The organism is Bifidobacteriaceae bacterium (genome assembly GCA_031281585.1).
Taxonomy (GTDB): Bacteria; Actinomycetota; Actinomycetes; order Actinomycetales; family WQXJ01; genus JAIRTF01.
This window is the reverse complement of the sequence record JAITFE010000079.1, coordinates 1-19,344: the sequence shown is the minus strand read 5'-3', so window position 1 is coordinate 19,344 and position 19,344 is coordinate 1. Positions and strand designations below refer to the sequence as shown.

Annotated in this window: 13 protein-coding genes and 1 tRNA gene; 12 read left to right on the top strand and 2 right to left on the bottom strand. The window is 68.1% G+C overall.

Going from position 1 to position 19,344, the window contains the following annotated elements; translation table 11 throughout:
* The 6 genes from LBC97_09385 to LBC97_09360 form a co-directional block, all read left to right on the top strand.
* Positions 1–533 (top strand): hypothetical protein (locus tag LBC97_09385; protein ID MDR2566246.1); only part of this gene is annotated, 533 nt, incomplete at its 5' end.
* Positions 534–621: 88 nt separating this feature from the next.
* Positions 622–2,769 (top strand): chorismate-binding protein, encoded by a 2,148-nt coding sequence (locus LBC97_09380; protein ID MDR2566245.1) that lies wholly within the window; start codon positions 622–624, stop codon positions 2,767–2,769.
* Positions 2,770–2,787: 18 nt separating this feature from the next.
* On the top strand, positions 2,788–3,159 hold the full coding sequence (locus LBC97_09375; GenBank protein ID MDR2566244.1) for a cytidine deaminase: 372 nt from the start codon (positions 2,788–2,790) through the stop codon (positions 3,157–3,159).
* Positions 3,160–3,252: 93 nt separating this feature from the next.
* The gene (locus tag LBC97_09370) at positions 3,253–4,590 is read left to right on the top strand and encodes a thymidine phosphorylase (protein ID MDR2566243.1); all 1,338 of its coding nucleotides are present in this window, start codon (positions 3,253–3,255) and stop codon (positions 4,588–4,590) included.
* Positions 4,587–5,237 carry a deoxyribose-phosphate aldolase gene (deoC, locus tag LBC97_09365; GenBank protein ID MDR2566242.1) on the top strand — a complete coding sequence of 217 codons (651 nt, stop codon included), beginning with the start codon at positions 4,587–4,589 and terminating at the stop codon, positions 5,235–5,237. The genes LBC97_09370 and deoC overlap by 4 nt, the downstream gene beginning before the upstream one ends.
* A gap of 127 nt (positions 5,238–5,364) precedes the next feature.
* Positions 5,365–7,338 (top strand): hypothetical protein, encoded by a 1,974-nt coding sequence (locus tag LBC97_09360; GenBank protein MDR2566241.1) that lies wholly within the window; start codon positions 5,365–5,367, stop codon positions 7,336–7,338.
* Between the two features lie 54 nt (positions 7,339–7,392).
* Here the strand turns inward: LBC97_09360 and LBC97_09355 are convergent, their stop codons facing one another.
* Positions 7,393–7,791: a type II toxin-antitoxin system PemK/MazF family toxin gene (locus LBC97_09355; GenBank protein ID MDR2566240.1), complete on the bottom strand. Its 399-nt coding sequence runs from the start codon at positions 7,789–7,791 to the stop codon at positions 7,393–7,395.
* Complete coding sequence (locus LBC97_09350) at positions 7,775–8,008, bottom strand: hypothetical protein (GenBank protein MDR2566239.1); 234 nt, start codon at positions 8,006–8,008, stop codon at positions 7,775–7,777. Before LBC97_09350 ends, LBC97_09355 begins: the two co-directional genes overlap by 17 nt.
* Before the next feature lie 157 nt (positions 8,009–8,165).
* Here LBC97_09350 and eno point away from each other — a divergent pair, with 157 nt between their 5' ends.
* From eno to LBC97_09320, 6 genes are all read left to right on the top strand, one after another.
* Positions 8,166–9,449 carry a phosphopyruvate hydratase gene (gene eno, locus LBC97_09345; GenBank protein ID MDR2566238.1) on the top strand — a complete coding sequence of 428 codons (1,284 nt, stop codon included), beginning with the start codon at positions 8,166–8,168 and terminating at the stop codon, positions 9,447–9,449.
* A gap of 326 nt (positions 9,450–9,775) precedes the next feature.
* Positions 9,776–10,297, top strand: a complete 522-nt coding sequence (locus LBC97_09340; protein MDR2566237.1) for a septum formation initiator family protein — start codon at positions 9,776–9,778, stop codon at positions 10,295–10,297.
* A complete protein-coding gene (locus LBC97_09335) occupies positions 10,294–10,914 on the top strand; it encodes a DUF501 domain-containing protein (protein MDR2566236.1) in 621 nt (206 codons plus the stop codon). The genes LBC97_09340 and LBC97_09335 overlap by 4 nt, the downstream gene beginning before the upstream one ends.
* Positions 10,907–11,890 carry a Ppx/GppA family phosphatase gene (locus tag LBC97_09330; protein ID MDR2566235.1) on the top strand — a complete coding sequence of 328 codons (984 nt, stop codon included), beginning with the start codon at positions 10,907–10,909 and terminating at the stop codon, positions 11,888–11,890. Before LBC97_09335 ends, LBC97_09330 begins: the two co-directional genes overlap by 8 nt.
* A gap of 34 nt (positions 11,891–11,924) precedes the next feature.
* Positions 11,925–11,998, top strand: a tRNA-Leu gene (locus tag LBC97_09325).
* A 546-nt stretch (positions 11,999–12,544) separates the two neighbouring features.
* Positions 12,545–18,766 carry a hypothetical protein gene (locus LBC97_09320; GenBank protein MDR2566234.1) on the top strand — a complete coding sequence of 2,074 codons (6,222 nt, stop codon included), beginning with the start codon at positions 12,545–12,547 and terminating at the stop codon, positions 18,764–18,766.
* Positions 18,767–19,344: the final 578 nt, after the last annotated feature.

Here is a 19,344-nt window from a genome sequence, read left to right as displayed (position 1 = left end):
GCTGGGTGGTCAAGACCGCCCAGTTCGACAGGCGGGTGGGGGGCACCCTGGAGGCGATCCTGGGCACGGAGATCAGCCCGGAGTTGGTGCCGCCGGGGGCCACGGGCGCCATCCAGTCCACGGAGTCGGTGATCGGGCCGTACCCGTTGCAGGACATCGCGCTTTATTACACGCTCAGGTTCGGACTCACCCCGAAGCAGGTGTTCTTCCGGCTGCGCCAGGCGTGGGAGGACAAGGACCGGGGGGGCTGGCCGGACGGCGTGCCGGAGGCCGGCCGCCGGGGCTATCCACCCGAGGAGCTCCTGGGTTGGTTGGAGGTCTTCTATCGGCGTTTCTTCTCATCCCAGTTCAAACGCTCGGCGCTGCCCAACGGCCCCAAAGTGGTCCGGGCGGGTGCCTTGTCGCCGCGCGGCGATTGGCGTCAGCCCTCGGACGCGCCGGCGGACCTTTGGCGCCGCGAAATCGAGGCGATCCGGGCCGGCCTCGCGGCAGGCGGCCAACCGATCCGACCCGACCGCTTGGAGGACCAATGAGCGCCGCGCCGGGTCCAACCCCACGGCCCATTCTCAGCGCGGGCCCCCGGCCGACCCGCTTGGCCCACCCCGACCGTTCGGAGGAACTGTGAACGCCCAACCGACTGCGGCCCAACCGGCCGCCGCCCTACCGCCCAACCCTATCCCGCCGGACGGCCAGCCGTTCGCGCTGATCAGACGCGGTGATTCGCCGCTTGTGGAGGTGTTGACCGGCGAACTCAGGGACGTCGGCGCCACCCAGGACATCCCGCTGGAGCGAAGCGCGGTGCTGGCTGTGGTGCCGTTCCGCCAAATCGCCGAGCGCGGGTTCGACGTGGTGGATGACAAAGCGCCGCTGCGCTGTCTCATAGCGGACCAGCGGATCCAGGTGCCCGTGGCGCAAATCATGGCCGCCCTGCCCGCCCGGGCTCCGCAGTTCCACGCGGGTGAGTTCGACATCCCGGACGAGGAGTACGCCGCCCAGGTCAAGGAGATCATTCAAGAGGAGATCGGGAAGGGCGAGGGCGCGAACTTTGTGCTCCACCGCACTTACCGGGGCCAAGTCGAAGCCGATTCCCGGAATGCGGTCCTGGCCTGGTTCGGAGCGCTCCTGAGGGGCGAGCAGGGCGCGTACTGGACCTATGCGGTCTGGACCCCTGGTTTGGCCTTCGCGGGCGCCAGCCCCGAGCGGCACCTGACCGTCAAGTCGGGCGTGGTGACGATGAATCCGATCTCCGGCACCTACCGCCACCCGGCCGAGGGCCCCAGCGTGGGCGGGATGCTCTCTTTCCTGACGGACGCCAAAGAGGTCGACGAGCTTTTCATGGTCGTGGACGAGGAGCTCAAGCTGATGAGCGCCATCTGCCCCAGCGGCGGCCGCATGATCGGGCCGTATCTGAAGCCGATGAGCCAGGTCACGCACACCGAGTACCTCCTGGAGGGCTTGACGGACGCGGACCCCCGCGCGGTCTTGCGCCAGACCATGTTCGCGCCCACGGTGACCGGCGCGCCAATGCAGAACGCCTGCGCGGTGATCGCCCGCCGAGAGCGCCGCCCGCGCGGCTATTACGCGGGCGTGATGGCGCTGTTCGAGCCAGGCACGGGCGGCGTCTGGGACGTCGACGCCCCGATCCTAATCCGCACCGCCTACGTCGACCCCGCCGGCCAGGTCTCGGTCCCCGCCGGCGCCACCTTGGTCCGCAACTCCGACCCGTTCAGCGAGGTCGCGGAGACCAGAACCAAAGCCGCGGGGGTTTTGTCCGCGATCGGCGCGCCTTTGCGCCCCCAATCGTCCGATGCCGTCCGGTCGTCCGACGCTGCCCCGTCGCCTGGCACAGCCGCTTCGTCCGATGCCGTGCAGCCGTCCGATGCCGTCCGGTCGTCCGACGCCGCCCCGTCGCCTGGCGCGGCCGGTTCGCCCGATGCCGTTCGGTCGCCCGACATTGTCGGTTCGCCGGACGTCATCCGGTCGTCCGATGCCGTCCAATCGCCTGACGCCGCCCGGTCGCCGGAGGTCCAACCCGGCGTCACGGCCGCGCCCGCTTCCCGGCCAACCCCGGATGGCGCCGCGCCGGGCGGACCAGGCCCGTCCGGCCCAACGGCCGTGGCTGAGGACCGGCAGGTCAAGGCCACTCTGTTGTACCGCAACGAGCGGCTGGCCGAGTTCTGGCTGCGGCCGCAGGGGAGCGCCGCCTCCCCGCTCGCGGGCTTGGAAGTGGCGATCGTGGACGCGGAGGACCACTTCTCGCAAATGCTGGCCCACCTGCTCAGACGCCTGGGCGCGGGCGTGCGGGTCGAATCCTGGCGGGATTACCGGCCGGGGGCCGAAGACCTGGTGATCCCTGGCCCCGGCCCGGGCGACCCGTCCGGAACGGAGGCGCGGATAGAGAAGCTGCGGCACGTCATCGGCGGCGGGCTGGACCAAGGCAAACCGTTCCTGGCGGTGTGCCTGTCGCATCAAATCCTGGCGCACCGGCTGGGGCTGGATCTGCGCCAACTGACACGGCCGCACCAGGGTGAGCAGTTGACGGACGACTTGTTCGGCCAGCCCGCGACCTTGGGCTACTACAACACGTTCACGGCGGTGGCCCCGCTGGAGGCGCCGGACGGCGTGGAGGTGGTGCGGCGCCGGGGCACGGACGAGGTCATCGCGCTGCGCGGCAAGCGTTTCGCCTCGCTGCAGGGGCACCCGGAGTCGGCCCTCTCGCCGGACGGCCTGGCGCTGCTGGCCAGGTTGATCCCGGCGCTGGTGGGTTGAAAAGGAGGGACGGCGCCCATGCGGTGGGATGACTTGATTGTGCGGGCCTCGGCTTCGACGGTTCACGCCTACGCGCCCTATTCGGGGTATGTGGTGGGCGCGGCGGCCGTCGCGGAGGACGGCCGCCTGGTGACGGGTTGCAACGTTGAGAACGCCTCCTACGGGCTAACGCTGTGCGCCGAGTGCGCGCTGGTCAGCGCCCTGCACATGTCCGGCGGGGGCCGGTTGGAGCAGTTCGTCTGCGTGGACGGGCTGGGCAACGTCATAACCCCGTGCGGCCGCTGCCGCCAACTGCTCTGGGAGCACGGCGGCCCGGCGCTGCGCGTGTTGACCCCGGAGGGCGAGGTCACCTTGGCCGCGCTGCTCCCGCAACCCTGGCCAACGCCATGACGCGCGGGCTGGGCGGCACGCACCGGGGCCGGGCCTTGCCGGGACCTGCCCACGCCATGACGCGCGGGCTGGACCCCCAGGGATTTGGGCGCCGTGGCTGAGCCTTTCGCAGCGGTGGACGTGATCGCCGCCAAACGCGACCGCGCCGAACTCACCGACGCCCAAATCGACTGGGCCGTCGACGCGTACACCAATGGCGCCATGGCGGAAGAGCAGATGAGCGCGCTGGCCATGGCGATTCTTCTGAACGGCATGACCAGGCGGGAAACCGCCCGCTGGACCAAGGCCATGATCGCCAGCGGCGACCGGCTTGACTTCGCGGCTCTGGGCAGGCCCACCGTGGACAAGCACTCGACCGGCGGGGTGGGGGACAAGATCACCCTGGTGCTGGCGCCGCTGGTGGCGTCTTTCGGGGTGGTGGTGCCGCAGTTGTCGGGCCGGGCGCTGGGCCACACGGGCGGCACGCTGGACAAGCTGGAGTCGATCAGGGGCTGGCGGGCGGATTTGTCGAATACTGAGTTGATGAGCCAACTGCGGTCGGTCGGCGCGGCGATCTGCGCCGCCACCCCCAGCCTGGCCCCTGCAGACCGCAAGCTCTACGCGCTCAGGGACGTCACCGCCACGGTCGAGTCGATTCCGCTGATCGCCAGTTCAATCATGGCCAAGAAGATCGCCGAGGGCGCCGCCAACCTGGTCTTGGACGTCAAATGCGGGTCGGGAGCGTTCATGAAGGACCAGGCCCGCGCGGAGGAGCTGGCGCGGGTGATGGTCGAACTGGGCGCGGACGCGGGCGTCAGGACCGTGGCGCTGGTGACCGACATGTCCACGCCGCTGGGCCGCACTGTCGGCAACGCGTTGGAGGTCCGCGAGGCTGTCGAGGTCCTGGCCGGCGGCGGCCCGCCGGACGTGGTGACGCTCACCCTGGCCCTGGCGCACGAAATGCTGGCGCTGGCGGGCCAGCCGGACGCGGACCCGGCCCCCGCCCTGCAAGACGGACGGGCGATGGACCGCTGGCGGGCCATGGTCGCCGCGCAAGGCGGCCACCCGAACGCGCCGTTGCCAACGGCCCGCCACAACGAGGTCCTCACCGCGCCCGCCTCTGGCGTTCTGACCAGGCTGGACGCGTTGGCGGTGGGGGTGGCCGCATGGCGCCTGGGCGCCGGCCGCGCGCGGCGCGAAGACCCCGTGGACCACAGCGCGGGCGTGGAACTCCACGCCCAGGTGGGCCATTGGGTGAGTCAGGGCCAGCCCCTGGCGACCTTGTGGACCGGCGACGAATCTCGTCTGCCCCACGCCGTCTCGGCCATCACGGCTCCCGGCGCGATCATGGTCAAGCCACAATCCAACATGGACCCGGGTCGGTTGATTCTCAGCCGGATCGACGGCCCCGAACCGGCCGCCCGCCCGGCCGTTGAAGGAGACAGCACATGAACCGAGCGCAACTCGCCCAGCTGATCGACCACACCCTGCTCAGGCCGGAGGCCACCGCCGCCGATGCCGCCGCCCACCTCGCCGCCGCCCGCCGCCTGGGCGTGTGGGCGGTTTGTCTCTCCCCCTCCCTGATCCCGCTGGTCACAGGGGGTATTAGGCTGGCGGTCGTGGCGGGGTTCCCGTCCGGGGCGCATTACCCGGAGGTCAAGGCGGCCGAGGCGGCCCGCGCCTTGGCGGATGGCGCCGACGAACTGGACATGGCAGCCAACCTCCGGTGGATCGTTGAAGAAGACTGGGCGCGGGTCGGCCAAGAGGTCGCGGCCGTCCGGGCGGCGTTCCCCCGGCCCAAGGTCCTCAAAGTGATCTTGGAGACGGCGGCGCTGACCGACCGCCAAATCGTGCGGTCGGCGGAGGAGGCGGCGGCAGCCGGCGCGGACTTCGTCAAAACGTCGACGGGTTTTCACCCCGCCGGGGGCGCCACAACCCATGCGGTCGAACTGCTCGCCAAGACTGTCGGGCCCGCCGTTGGGGTGAAGGCCTCCGGCGGAATCCGCACCGCGGCGGCGGCGCTCGCCATGGTCGGCGCCGGCGCCACACGCCTGGGCCTCACCGCCACAGAACAAGTGCTGGCGGGGCTCCCCGAATGACCCCCGCCCCCCAGTCCGCGCTCCCCGTGGGCGCCGCGTCCGCAGGCCCAATCCCCGCGCCCGCCGCTCCCCGCGAAGGTTCCGCCGGGACGCTTGCCCGCCCGGCCGCAGCCCCGCTGGAGCAGCCATGCCGGGCCTGACCGCGAGCCTCAAAGCCAAAGTCGAAGCCTGGATCAAGGCCGACCCGGACGCGGGCGACCAGGCTGCGCTGGCCGACACGCTGGACCGGGCCGAGGCGGGCGACGAATCCGCCCTGGCGGAATTGGCGGAAGCCTTCGCCGGGCCGCTGGCGTTCGGCACCGCCGGTCTGCGGGGTCCCTTGGGGCCGGGTCCGGCCCGCATGAACCGCGCGGTGGTGATCCGAACGGCGGCGGGGTTGATGGCGTACTTGCGGGACGGCATCGGGCAGATGGAAAACCAGCAGGACAACCAAGGCGGCGCCCAATCCGGGGCGAAACCGCCAACGGAAGGCGGGACCGGACGACCGGTCGGCTTCCCGCCGGACCGCGGCGCCGGCGCCCGAACCGAGCCCCAAGCCGGTGTGGCCGCTACGTTGACCAGCGGGTTCCGCCAGTTCAACCAGACCGGCCCATTGGCGCTCCTGCGGCGCGTCAAGAGCAAGAACGCGGCCCCGCCGAAGGTGGTGATCGGCTACGACGCGCGTCAGGGCTCGGCGGCCTTCGCGTTGGACACGGCGGCCGTGGTGGTGGCGGCGGGCGGCCGGGCGCTGCTGTGGGAGCAGCCCTGCCCAACCCCGTTGCTGGCGTTCGCGGTGCGGCACCTGACGGCGGATGCGGGGGTGATGGTGACGGCATCGCACAACCCGGCGGGCGACAACGGCTACAAGGTCTACCTGGGCGGCCGCATGGCGCGCGGGGCGGCGGACGGCGTGCAGATTGTGCAGCCGGCGGACGCGCAGATCGCGGCCCTGATCGCGGCGCAGCCCCCGGCGAATGAGGTCAAGCGGGCGCTGCGGGGTTGGGAGCGGATCGGCGGCGACCAGGAGCGCGAGTACCTGCGCCGGGCGGTCGAGGGCGTGACTCCGGCGCCGGGCGCCCAGGAGCTCAGGATTGTCCACACCGCGATGCACGGCGTGGGCGGGCGGATCGCCTTGGAGGCGTTCGCGCAGGCCGGGTTCACGGACGTGCATTCGGTCCCGGCGCAGGCCGAGCCGGACCCGGCCTTCCCAACCGTCGCATTCCCCAACCCGGAGGAGCCGGGCGCGGTCGACCTGGCCACCGAACTCGCCGAGCGGATCGGGGCCGATTTGGTGATAGCCCATGACCCGGACGCGGACCGCTGCGCCGCGGCCGTGTTCGACCCGCACGGCCCGCGCGGTGGCAACTGGCGCATGCTGACCGGGGACGAGCTTGGCTCGCTGCTGGGGGAGGAGGCCGCGAAGGTTTGGCGGGACGTCCCCGCCGCGCCGGATTCGGTCCGGCCGACCTTGGCTTCCTCCATCGTCTCGTCGCGGCTGCTGGCCCGGATCGCACGGGACCACCTGCTGCGTTATCAACGGACTCTGACCGGGTTCAAATGGATCGCGCGGACGCCGGGGCTGGTGTTCGGGTATGAGGAGGCGATCGGCTATTGCGCCCGCCCGGACCTGGTCCGCGACAAGGACGGCATCACGGCGGGATTGGCGATCGCGCGCCTGGCCGCGAAGGCGAAACTGGCGGAACGGAGCCTGGTGGACTTGCTGGACGGCTTGGCGCGGCGGCACGGCCTCCACGCGACCGGGCAGGTGGCCTTGCGGTTCGGCGGCGCGTCCGCGTTGGGGGACGTGATGAGGCGTCTGCGCCGGGCCGCGCCAACGGCGATTGGCGACGCGGCCGTGACCCGGATGATCGACCTGGCGAACGGCTGGGAGGGCTTGGAGCCGGCGGACGCGCTGATCTTCAACTTGGAGGGCGGCGCGCGGGTGGTTGTGCGCCCCTCCGGCACGGAGCCGAAGGTCAAGTGCTACTTGGAAGTGGTGGCGCCGGTGCCGCCCACCGCCGACTTGTCGGCCATCACCCAGATCCGCCGCGAAGCCGCCGCCCAGCTAGGCGCGTTGGCGGCCGCCGCCCGCTCCCTCATGGAAGTCCAGTCCCGCCCGTGACCGTGGGACGGAGCAACTCAGCGCCCGGCTCTTTGCGGGGGTCAACCACCGCCATTACCTGTCAGAGTTGGTCGGGGGCGGGACGGCAGCGGTGTCTCTTGGGCCGCCGATCATGGCGGACACGAGGGCGGCGACTTGGTCGACGTAGTCTGTGGGGGCGTCGCCCAGGTTTTTCAGTAGGCGGGCTCGTGCCACCGAGCGGACAGCCCGACACAGTGCGACCGACTCGACCTCCAGGCCAATTTCCACCGGTGCTCGTGGCCGTAGCGGCGAAGGTGCCCGCGAACAAGTGAACGGCACCACGATCACTGGCTCTTTTGGATCGCCTGTCCCTATCCAGTCGACCGACATGATCAAGGCAGGGCGGTTCTTGCCGATTTCCCCAGCGCGGGCGGCACCTAGGGCGACCAGCCAGACCTCTCCGCGCCGTGCCGATTCAGTCGATGGCTTCATCGGACAACCGGTCCCACTCTGCGTCCTCCGCGACGGCGGCCGGATTGCGGTTGTCCAGTTGTTGCGCCCGCCGCTCGGCCAAGAATGCCTGGTGCCACATTGCCTCGGTGACTGCCAAGGTAACGGCTTTGGAGATGGTCACGCCGCGCTCGGCCGCGATCGCCTTGAGCATATCGCGGGTCTCGATGGGAACCCGAATCGGAACTGTCACAGTCACGTAAACATTTTAGACTACAGATCTGTAGGGCTGGCTGCCGGTCTGAACTCGGCTCACCAGCCGAGCCGGAGCACGTCCGGTCAGGCGTCCCAAGCCCCCCGCGCTACCATGAAAGACGCACAAGCGGTTCGTTTTCTTCGAGTTTTAGGAGTGCCTCGTGGCCAACATTGATCTAGTCCTTTCGCGTGAAATCTTGGATTCGCGTGGCAACCCGACGGTCGAGGTCGAGGTCGGCCTTGACGACGGCACCATCGCCAGGGCGTCGGTGCCCTCGGGCGCTTCGACGGGCGCGTTTGAGGCGGTGGAGCGGCGCGACAGCGACAGCCCCCGCTACGGCGGCAAGGGCGTTGAAGGCGCGGTGGGCGCCGTGATCGAGGAGATCGCCCCGGAAGTGGTCGGCTTGGACGCCACGGACCAGCGGATCGTGGACCAGACCATGATCGACCTGGACGGCACGCCGAACAAGTCGCGCCTGGGCGCGAACGCCATTTTGGGTGTTTCGCTGGCCACGGTCCGCGCGGCGGCGATCTCCGCCGGGCTGCCCCTGTACCGCTACATTGGCGGCCCGAACGCCCATGTCCTGCCGGTGCCCATGATGAACATCCTGAACGGCGGCTCGCATGCGGACTCGAACGTCGACATCCAAGAGTTCATGGTCGCCCCGCTGGGGGCGCCCTCGTTCCGCGAGGCGCTGCGTTGGGGTGCGGAGGTTTACCACGCGCTCAAGTCGGTGTTGAAGGAGAAGGGCTTGTCGACCGGCCTGGGCGACGAGGGCGGTTTCGCCCCCGACCTGCCGTCAAACGCCGCCGCGCTGGACTTGATCCTGACCGCGATCGAAAAAGCCGGCTATCAGGCGGGCGCGGACGTGGCGTTGGCGTTGGACGTGGCCTCGACCGAGTTCTTCAAGGACGGCAAGTATCAGTTCGAGGGCGAGGCCCGCTCGACCGACTTCATGATCGAGTACTACGAGAAGCTGATCAAGGATTACCCGCTGGTCTCCGTCGAGGATCCGCTGTCGGAGGACGAATGGGACGCTTGGACCCGCCTGACGGCGGAGATCGGGGACAAGGTCCAGTTGGTGGGGGACGATTTGTTCGTCACCAACCCGACCAGGCTGGCCAAGGGCATTGAGCTCAAAGCCGCCAACGCCTTGCTGGTGAAGCTTAACCAGATCGGCACGTTGACGGAGACGTTGCAGGCGGTGCAGATGGCCCAGCGGGCGGGCTTCTACGCCATGACGTCGCACCGTTCGGGCGAGACGGAGGACACCACGATCGCGGATCTGTCCGTCGCCACCAACGCCGGCCAGATCAAGACCGGCGCCCCGGCGCGCGGCGAGCGCGTCAACAAGTACAACCAGTTGCTGCGCATCGAGGAGCAGTTGGGCGACGCGGCCCTCTACGCCGGCAGAACCGCCTTCCCAAGGTTCACCACGGCGTAACCCGCCGCCTGTCCGTTTTGGCCCAACACGGGGGAGCGCCCTCGTTTTGGGCCGGAACGGACAACCTTGCCCGATGCCGTCGCCCGGCCCCCAGCCCACAGTCACGAGGCGCCGCCGGGTCCGGCGGTTTGTCCCGTCGGGCGGAAACCGGCCGCTCTTGTGGGGAAGCGGGGCGGGGAAACGGCGAGCGGCGCCCGTGTCGGTCGGGCCGCGTGATGACCTGGCGGCCGGCCGCGCGAACTGAGTCGGAATGGGCGGGCGCCCAAGGGCCGCCGCGCGCGGCCAGCCAGCGGGCGGACCGCGGGCCGGTGAGGCATCATGGATGGATGCCGAACAACTTGGGCCCGGGCGCGCGCCGCCCGGCGGGCGCGCGCCGGTTGCGCGCCAAGGCGGACGGCATTGAGGCGTCGAAGCGCCTTGAGGCGGTCCAGGCGGGTCGGCGTCTGCGGATCGGCTTCCAGATTGTGCTCTTGGTGATGATCGGGCTGCTGGCGTTCTCCCTCATTTTCCCCACCCTGCGTCTTTACATGGCCCAGCAGTTGCAGACCGCCGAGCTCAAAGCCCAGGTGGAAGCGGCCTCCAAGGTGAATGAGGAGCTGGCCGCCCAGTTGAAACGCTGGGACGACCCGGCGTACGTCAAGGCCCAAGCCCGCCAGCGCCTGAGCTTCGCCATGCCGGGCGACCGCACTTTCCGCGTCTCGGATCCGGAGAACGCGCCGGTCCCGCCCACGGCGTCTCTCGCGCCGGCCCCGCCGACCCATTTGGTTCAACCGGATCCGCCTGAGCAGCCCGACCCTTGGTACGCGCAGTTGTGGGAGTCCGCCGTCATAGCGGGGAACGTGAAGTGACGACAGCCCTGACGGCCCAGGCCGTGCCGCAAGCTGACCGCGCGCGCAGACCCGTGACTGAGGATGATTTGCGGGCCGTCGCGCGGCAATTGGGGCGCCCGGTGCGGGGTGCCCGCGCGGTCGCGGCGAGCTGCGTCTGCGGCGAGCCGTTGGTCGTGGAGACGGCCCCCAGGCTGCCGGACGGCACGCCTTTTCCCACGCTGTATTACTTGACTCATCCGCAGGCCAACCGCGCGCTGGGGAGGCTCGAGTCGGAAGGCCTGATGGCCGCGATGAACGAGCGGCTGGCCCAGGACCCGGACTTGGCCGCGGCGTACGCGCAAGCCCACCGGGCTTACCTGGCCGCGCGCGGTCGGGTTGGCCAGGTCGAGGAGATCGACGGCGTCTCGGCCGGCGGCATGCCGGACCGGGTCAAGTGTTTGCACGCCCTCGCCGCGCATGCCCTGGCCGCCGGTCCGGGTGTGAACCCGATCGGCGACCAGGCGCTGGTCGCCGTGGCGGACCAATGGCGCCCCGACAGGTGCGCTTGCCGGACGGCATCGTCGGCTGTGGCGGCGCCGGACTTGGCGGCAGGAAAAGACGGGGCCGGACGGCGGACGGGCGGCGGCGGTGGCTGAGACGGTGCGGGCGGCCGGGATCGACTGCGGGACCAACTCCATTCGGCTGCTGATCGCGGATGTGGACCCGGAGGCGGGCCGGTTGAAAGACGTGGCGCGGCTGATGGAGATTGTGCGGCTGGGCAAGGATGTGGACCGGACCGGCTGGTTCGCGCCGGATTCGCTGGAGCGGACCCTGGCGGCGGTGGCCCGGTTCGGCCAGTTGTGCCGCCGGGAGCGGGTGGCCAAACTGCGCTTCGTGGCCACCTCGGCGACCAGGGACGCGGCCAACCGCAACGTCTTCTTGGACGGAGTGCGGGCGGAGCTGGGTGTGGAGGCGGAGGTGATCGACGGGTTGGAGGAGGCTTACTTGTCGTTCTCCGGGGCGCGGACCGCTTTGCCTCCGGGCCTGGAGCAGCCGTACCTGTGCGTCGACTTGGGCGGCGGCTCCACGGAGTTGGTGCTCGGCGGCGCGGAACCGGCCTTCGCGTACTCCATGGACGTGGGCTGTGTGCGCGTCACCGAACGCTACTTGCGGTCTGACCCGCCGACCAGTTTTGAGATCCAGGCCGCCGCGAGCGCGGTCGACCAGGTCTTGGACGCGGCTGGACGCCACGTGCCGTTGGGGGAGGCGGCCACTCTGATCGGCCTGGCCGGATCGATCACCACGATCACGGCCCACGCCTTGGGCTTGGAGCGGTATGACTCGGAGCGGATCGACGGGGCTGTGTTGACGGTGGACCAGACGCTGCGCTCGTGCGAGGAGCTTTGGCAGGCGGCGCGGGCAGTGCGCTCGCGCTTGGGCTTCATGCATCCGGGCCGGGTCGACGTGATAGGCGCCGGGGCGCTGGTCTGGTCCAGGGTGCTGCGGCGGGTGCGCCTGGAGGTGGAGGCCGCCGGCGGGCGTCTGGAACGGGTGGTGACCTCGGAGCATGACATTCTGGACGGCATAGCACTGGCGGCGGCTCGTGCCGAGAACCGGGACTTCTGCTTATAGGCTGGTCGCGGCGCCCCGTGCCTGGCACGCCTGGGCCCCCATAGCCCAATTGGCAGAGGCAACCGGCTTAAAACCGGTCGAGTGCGAGTTCGAGTCTCGCTGGGGGCACGGGGTGGGGGCAGTCACGACCAGCGGTGGGTGCCGCACCGCTTGATCAGCGCCCACGCCACCGGGTCGGAATCGCTGTTGGTCCCCACGTTGGCCGCCGCAGCCGCGCTGAAGACAACTTCCTCGGACCTATCGGGCGACCGCGCGGCCCGACGGCTCCATACTCCTCGAACCGGCCCTCTTGGTGATGGACGCCGGGCTGGCGGTGATGAGCCGACCAGAGTTGATGCGGCAGTTGGATGAAGCCTTCGCCGGCACTGCGCAGACTGTGGCGGTTGATTGGGACTGAACTCCGGGCACGGTGTCCAGGTGCCTTGCGTGAAAGCATCGTGCCACGGAACTCGCTGAATTGTGAATCTTGCCGGGACTTGAGAGAAATCACTGGCGGCCCACCTGCGCCTTCGCGGTGGCGGTCGGGCGTGGCGCTCAGCCCGTGCTAGATTGCAGGCAAGGACCTCTTCCTGGTAGCGCTGATGCGTGCGGGGTGCCTCGTGGTCTGATCGCGTGGCGCCCCGTCGCGCGTACCCCTGGAGGCAGGAGCCCGCCATGAATGCAGCCGTCCGCACCCTTTTAGTATGGTCAACTTCAGCGTTGGTGGCGTTGGCCGTGGTCGCGCCAGACGCCATATTGTCCCCGGACGCGGGCGCGGAGGGCACAACCGCAGCCCTCGAAGCGTCCGTCTGGGAATCCCCTCCGACCTTGGAGGAGCCGGCCGCGCAGCAAGCCTCTGCGGGGGCGCCCAACCACGAGGGCGCGGCCGCGCCGACAGATGCGACGGCAGCGGCGAACGCGTCCGGACAACCTGCGGCGGGGGAAACCACGGCGGCGGGTTCGAACAATCCCGCCGTGAGCCTTCCGGACCTGTCGGGCGACCCGTGGGCCATCTCAGACAACGACCCGGAGTTGCGGGCCGAGGCGGTCAAGAAGATCGAGGAGTTCGGCGGCGAGGTCAGCGGCGACGCGGTCACCTTCGCCGCCTACAGCCCGGTCGCGGAAGCGGTGGACGTGTCGACGCCGGGCCTGCCCGCGGCCTACGATGTCCGCGAAACGAACCCGGCGGGCGTGACACCGCTACGTGACCAAGGACGTTGGGGCACATGTGGTGAGTTCGCCATGGCGACTTCAATCGAATGGAGTATCGCGAAGAACGGCGCGGTTTCCGTTCCGACCCAAATCTCGGCGGCGTTTCTGGCACAGGTCGGTGACGAGTACTCTTTCAGGTCTCCCGAACTGGCAACAATTAACGAAATGGGAGGTCTGCAATATTCGCGATTCTACGGCGCGCGCAGAGAATCAGCATTTCCTTACCAAGCGTATTCGCCTCCTAGCGGGTCTGAGCCCGCAGACAAGGCTTGGAGAATCAGTCCCGATCAGGCCGCCACTTCGGAATTCCATTTCAGGAACAGACTAAGCTACGGAGAAAGGCTAGCCGTGGTGGGGGGAGACCTGAACACAGATGCGCTTGAGTCTGTGAAGCGAATGGTCCATAATCACGGTGTGGTCAGTGTGGTTATATCGTCAACAGCTCTGGATGAAGGACGGTGGGGCGGTCTGGCAGTTTCCTATGAAGGGTTTTTTCCCATCCAGAACCATGCTGTGGCCATTATCGGGTGGGATGACTCATTGCCCAAGGAGTATTTCGTTGTGGACGCTCCGGGCGACGGGGCTTTCTTGGTGAAGAACTCATGGGGCATGTTTCATTGGGTGTCTTATTACGACACGAGCTTGGGGAGTTTCACGTATTGGGACTTCGGGGGCACGGACATTGGGCCTGGAGGGGACGGCATTGAACACGTGTATTACCATGATAATCCCTCTTCCGACGGGTCTGGCCTGCGTCACACCCAGGTCTTCACAGTGCCAACCGATGGCTATGCGCAGGTCATCCGGGCGCTACAGGTTGGCACTCAAGAGCTTAACTCGGCCTACACGGTTCGATTGCTGCGTGGCGTCTCCCAGGACGGCCAGGGTGGCCAGCCCCAGCCGATTGGCCCGAACGGCGAGACCGAAATCACGGAAAGCCAGCGGTTTTCCGGCAGCCACAGGCTCAATTTGCCGACCACTGTCCAATTGAGCCGAGGCGAGCGGTTCGCAGTCACGGTCGAATACGACCGTCCCCAGGGCGCTGATGCCTCCGGTGTCTCGCGGATCGGTTCCGCTTTGCAGGCGTACTCGTCCGATGCGCTCCCGCAGGCTGCGATCGGGCAGGTCGGCTTGCCTGAAACTGCGGTGGTCGGCACGAGCATCACACCGACGGTAATGGGCGTATCCCCTGCAAATGCGGTGTTGACCTACCAATGGTTCCAGGACGGCGATCCGGTTGCCGGCGCCACTTCGGCCCGATTCACGCCGCTCAAGGTCGGGGCAACCTACAGTGTGCGGGTGGGCGCCGGTGCGGCGGGATTCTTGTCGGCGGCGGCTCATTCGGGCGAGGCCATTGGAAACAATGCGGGAACGAAACGAGCTTTCCTGCGCTCGGTGGCAATAGTTGGAGTGCCAAGACCAGGAAACACGCTCCGGGCCGTATCGGGCGATCGGATTCCGGCAGCGGCTTCGTTGGACTACGTGTGGACCATAGGAGAACCATACGGGGGCGCAGTCGAACGTACTGCGACAGGGCCGAACTATCTTCTGACTAGTGCAGACGCGGGCAAAGAGGTAGGCCTTGTCGCACGCCCCGTAAGCACGGGATGGGAGTCGACCTGCAAAGCGGCAGGCGATGTCTCCTGCTGGCCGTCTGCGAGCGTGTTGGTCCCCTCCGGTGCTGCGGCGGTGGAACGCCCGGTGCTCACGTATACCTCGCTGGAACCCGGAGGGATAGTGTCCCTTGCGGCACCGGTGACAGCGTGGCCAAAAGACGCAGGGGTTGCGTGGGTGTGGTGGCGCGATCGGCACATGGCTGGGGAAAGGTCGCTGTCGCAGGAGCCCGGCCCCTACACTCTGACCGAGGCGGACGCGGGCCACACGGTAAGCCTCGAGGTCCGAGCGAGCAAACTTGGATATCAGCGCGCTTTCGCGTGTTCCGAGCCTCTCCATGTTGGCACACTGCGGGTATCGGAAGTGACTGTGACGGGGGCACCCCTGGTCGGTAGCGCGCTCACGGCGTGGATAAGCATCGGAGGCGGATTCACGGTGACGGCCGTGTCGTATCAGTGGTATCGGGACGGTGAGCCGATCACCTCCGGTACCACACAGAGCTACCGGCCCGTTCAAGCCGATGTTGGCCATGCCATCACAGTTCGCGGCACAGGATCGCGCGAGGGCTGGGCACCTGACTCAAAGCTGTCTTTGCCAGTCGTGATTCAAGAGCCGGCGGCGATTGACGGAGTCGAGATTGTCGGAACGCCTGAGGTCTATTCGGCGTTGGTCGCCCAACCGGTAGGCGTGCGCCCTTCTTCCACTACTGTGAGCAGCGTTGTCTGGCGACGGTCTGACGGCACGAATAGAAGCTACGACCTGTCGTTCAGACTCAGTGCCGCCGACGCGGGCCTGACCCTTTACGCGGAGATCACCGTGTCAGGCCCATATGGATCCCGTGCAACCGCAAGGTCCGAGCCGGTGACAGTGACCTGGGCGGTTCCACGCCTTGAACGCGTTTTGATCAGCGGAAGCCTCACGCCAGGGCGTTACCTTCTGGCCGAGTACAGCCCAGCCGCACCTACCGGTTCGACCGTGGTCTACCAGTGGTATGCGGACGGAGAAGCAGTCGGCGCCGTCACATCTTCAGGCCAACGGCAAATCGGGCCTGACACAGCGGACAAAGAGATCACGGTTCGGGTCAAGATAACCAACCCCGCTGGCGCGTCCGCTGAACTCGTCTCGGAACCGGTCCGGACCGAGGCCCTTGCGCCATCTTACGTAAACCTTCGGGGGAATCCGCTCGTCGGAACACGCGTCGAGGTGGTAACTCAGACCAATGCTTATCCTGTGCCCTCTGGCCTTCAATATCATTACAGTTGGCTCCTAGACGGCGTCACGCCGATTTGCGGCGACGTGACAAGATGCCGAATGGAGTCAGGCTGGGTTGGCCGCGCGCTGTCGGTGACTGTCACGGTCTCCGGCGGCGGCTACCCGGCTGCTTCCATGACATCCGAGGCGGTGTTAGTAGCCGAGGCTGCGTCAATTGGCTCCGTCACCATAGAAGGCCAAGCGGTCGCCGGAGGCGTGGTCACAGCAAAGTCTACTGGTGTAGTGCCTGCTTCGTCGCCGCTCGAAGTCGCCTGGCTCATCAATGGTGAACAGGTGGCGATGGGCGAGGCTCTAGTTATCCCAGGGGCCTGGTGCAACAAGCGGGTCGCGGCAAGGGTCACCGTCATCGGCCCCTATGAGACTCGCGCTCAAGCCACCTCTTCTTGGATGGTAATTACGTGCCCGTCCCCGCGAATCGACCGGTTGATAATAAAGCCGAACACCCCTTATGAGCACACGATGATGGCCGAAGTGGACGGGGTTTTGCCAGCTGGGGCCCAGGTTCGGTACGAATGGTTCCGCGACGGCGTGAAGGTACCCAACACGAGTCCCGAGATGCAGTTTTCCAGGGATGACCTAGGCGTCCCATTTGTTGTTCGAGTCACCGTTACCACCATTGACGGGCAAATCGCGACGGCTGAATCGGAACCGTTGGCCCCGGAATACCCCTTCTCGTTTGTCGGGAAGATCGTTATTGAGGGGGTTCGAGCCCCGGGAAATGTCCTGACCGCAGTCATTTCAAATGTTCGTCCAGAAGGAACCACCGTCCGCTATCAATGGTGGCGCGACCTGCGCGAGGCCCTGACGAGCACATCGGATTCGCCGACCTATACCGTAAGAGACGAGGACGCTGGGCATAGGCTGACGGTCATGGTCCTCACGTATTACCCGGGAATGGGATGGACCAACTACCAAATGAGTGTTAACGACATAGCGCACGTGGTTGAGTGGGACGCCGAACCGCCCAGCTTCTCGGACATCGCTCTCCAGGTCGAGATCCCAGTTCGGTCGACGTGCGCTGAGTGGCGGGTGAGCTCCGGGGCCGCGTGGCTGTCGGTCCCGGCCCCGAACGGCTCGAAGAGCCAGTCGATCACGGTCAAGGCCGCAGCCAATACGTCCACGTCCGCAAGGGAGGCCACCCTGACGGTTGCTGGCTGCGACCAAAGCGACGTCATTACGGTCAGGCAAGCCGCCAGGGCCACAGCGATCTCGCTGAACCCCGGCAGTTGGGCTGCTGCGCCCAACGGGGGAAGCACCACGTTGACCGTCACCACGAACCAGCCCGAAATCCAGGTCAGCTATTCCGCCGACTGGTTGCTGCGTACGGTCAACGCCGCGCCTCAGGGCTCCTATGTGAACTTGACCGCCGCGCCGAACCCCGGCTCGTCGCGGTCGGTCACGGTCACCGTCACGGCGGGCTCCCGCAGCGCGACCTTCCGGGTGACGCAGGCCGCGGGCACCTTGGAGTTGTCTCCGGCCAGTTGGTCGGCGGCCAAGGACGGGGACTCCCGCGCGGTCAGGGTGACCACGAACCTGGGCACTTGGGCGGCGGCGCCGGGCGCCGATTGGATAACGGTCGCGCCTTCCCAAGGCGCCACCGGCGAGTCGTTCACGGTGTCGGCGCAGCCCAACCCCGGCGCCGCCCGCAAGGGCGAGGTCACGGTCACGGTCGGCGCGATCGCCAAGGTGTTAACGGTCAGCCAGGCCGCCGCGACCCTGACGTCTTCGCCGGGCAGTTGGTCGCCCGGCTACGCGGGCGCCTCAACGGCCATTGAGATAACGGCGTCGGTGGGCCAATGGCGGCTCGACCCTGCCAGTGTGCCGGACTGGCTCGAAGCCGCCCCCGCGCCCGGCCAAGCCAGGCCCACGGAAGGCCAACAGGTGGTCAAAGCCGTCCGCAACGACGGCGCGGCACGGGCCGCCACCCTGGTGTTCAAGGCGGGCGACCTGACCCGAGAGGTGACGGTGAGGCAGGCGGCGGCGCCGACGGCATCGGTCACGTTGTCGCCCACCAGTTGGTCCGCTCCGGGCGACGCGGGCGCGATCGCGGTGACGGTGAACGCGAACCGCGCCGTCCGGGTGGCGACTGCGGACCAGCCGTGGCTGCACCTGTTGGAAGGCAGCCGTTCGTCCGAGGAGCCCGTGTTCGTGGTCGCCGACAGGAACACCACCGGGGCGACCCGGACGGGGACGGTGACGGTGACCGTCGGCACGGCATCGCGCGTCCTCAAGGTCACCCAGGCGCCGGGCTCGAAATCGGCGGGATTCACGGCGTCGTTGCCGGGTTGGCTCACGTCCGAGGCGCAGACCAGCCAACGGGAGACCGGCCTTGGCGGGATTTCGGACAAGCTCACAGTGTCCGATGACGCCTCGTGGCTCACCGCCACCGTCGCGTCCGGCACGGGGCTGGTTTCGATGACGGTCACGGCGAACAAGGGAGAGACACGCAAAGCGTTGGTGTCTGTCAAGTCTGGGAGCAAGACCCTGGGCACCTTCCTGGTACTCCAGGCTGGCGTGCCGGAATTGACTGCCGGCTCGGCGACCTGGAGCGTGGCCGCGAGCGGCGGAAATGCGTCCCGCAACGTGTCGGTACAGGGCGATCGGTTCGAACCGCCCCTTTGGTCGGCCAGCGTGTCCGGGGGCGGGTCGTGGCTGCATGTGACGCCGGGCGGGAGCCGCTCCGGAACCAACCTGGTGTTGGCCGCCGATCCGAACTTGACCGGCGCGGCCAGGACCGCCGTGGTCAAGGTGACCGCGGGCGGGGCCTTGTTCACCCTGACCGTGACCCAGCGGGGTTGACAGTTCGGGGTTCCTGGCCGCGCCTTGGACCCCGGACCGGAAACTATGCCGGGCAGTGTCAAGCTCTTCGCCGCCAAGGCGGACGGGGCTCCCCAAGAGCTTCCGAGCCTGCCCAACGGCGGGGATGTCCGCCCAGGTAAGCACGAATGGCCGTGACTGCTTAACCATGGGGGCCCGCCTGAGTGGAACTACACAGTTGGCCCGCACCGCCCAATGCCCAGCCGTTAGTCTCCCAGTAACCCGCTGCGGGACTTGTCGCCTGCAGCGTGCCCGTTGGGGTTCCCCCACTGCTCCGGCTTCGCCGCGGCACGGTGGAGTGATCCCGCCAGGCACGGCCTTGGTCTGACCAGCAGATCCGGGCCGGGCGATCTCGGCCTAGCCCGGCCGGAGATAGAGACCTACCCCCAAGGAAGTCAGTCGATGAGCGCCGAACATACCGCTAAGAGTTCACCCACCCTTTCCGTTGCCAGCGTTGTCAAACGTCTGCCGCGCCGACTGGTCAAGCCGGTCGCTCTACTGGTCTCGGGCGCGATCGCCCTTGGGGGGGTGACCCTCGCTCAAAGCTGGATGAGCGCCCA

What these genes read in the sequence shown, in the direction of transcription:
- LBC97_09375 (MDR2566244.1), top strand. Translation starts at nt 2,788, where the DNA reads ATGCGGTGGGATGACTTGATTGTGCGGGCCTCGGCTTCGACGGTTCAC.
- deoC (MDR2566242.1), top strand. Translation starts at nt 4,587, where the DNA reads ATGAACCGAGCGCAACTCGCCCAGCTGATCGACCACACCCTGCTCAGG.
- LBC97_09340 (MDR2566237.1), top strand. Translation starts at nt 9,776, where the DNA reads ATGCCGAACAACTTGGGCCCGGGCGCGCGCCGCCCGGCGGGCGCGCGC.
- LBC97_09360 (MDR2566241.1), top strand. Translation starts at nt 5,365, where the DNA reads ATGCCGGGCCTGACCGCGAGCCTCAAAGCCAAAGTCGAAGCCTGGATC.
- LBC97_09355 (MDR2566240.1), bottom strand. Translation starts at nt 7,791, where the DNA reads ATGAAGCCATCGACTGAATCGGCACGGCGCGGAGAGGTCTGGCTGGTC.
- LBC97_09320 (MDR2566234.1), top strand. Translation starts at nt 12,545, where the DNA reads ATGAATGCAGCCGTCCGCACCCTTTTAGTATGGTCAACTTCAGCGTTG.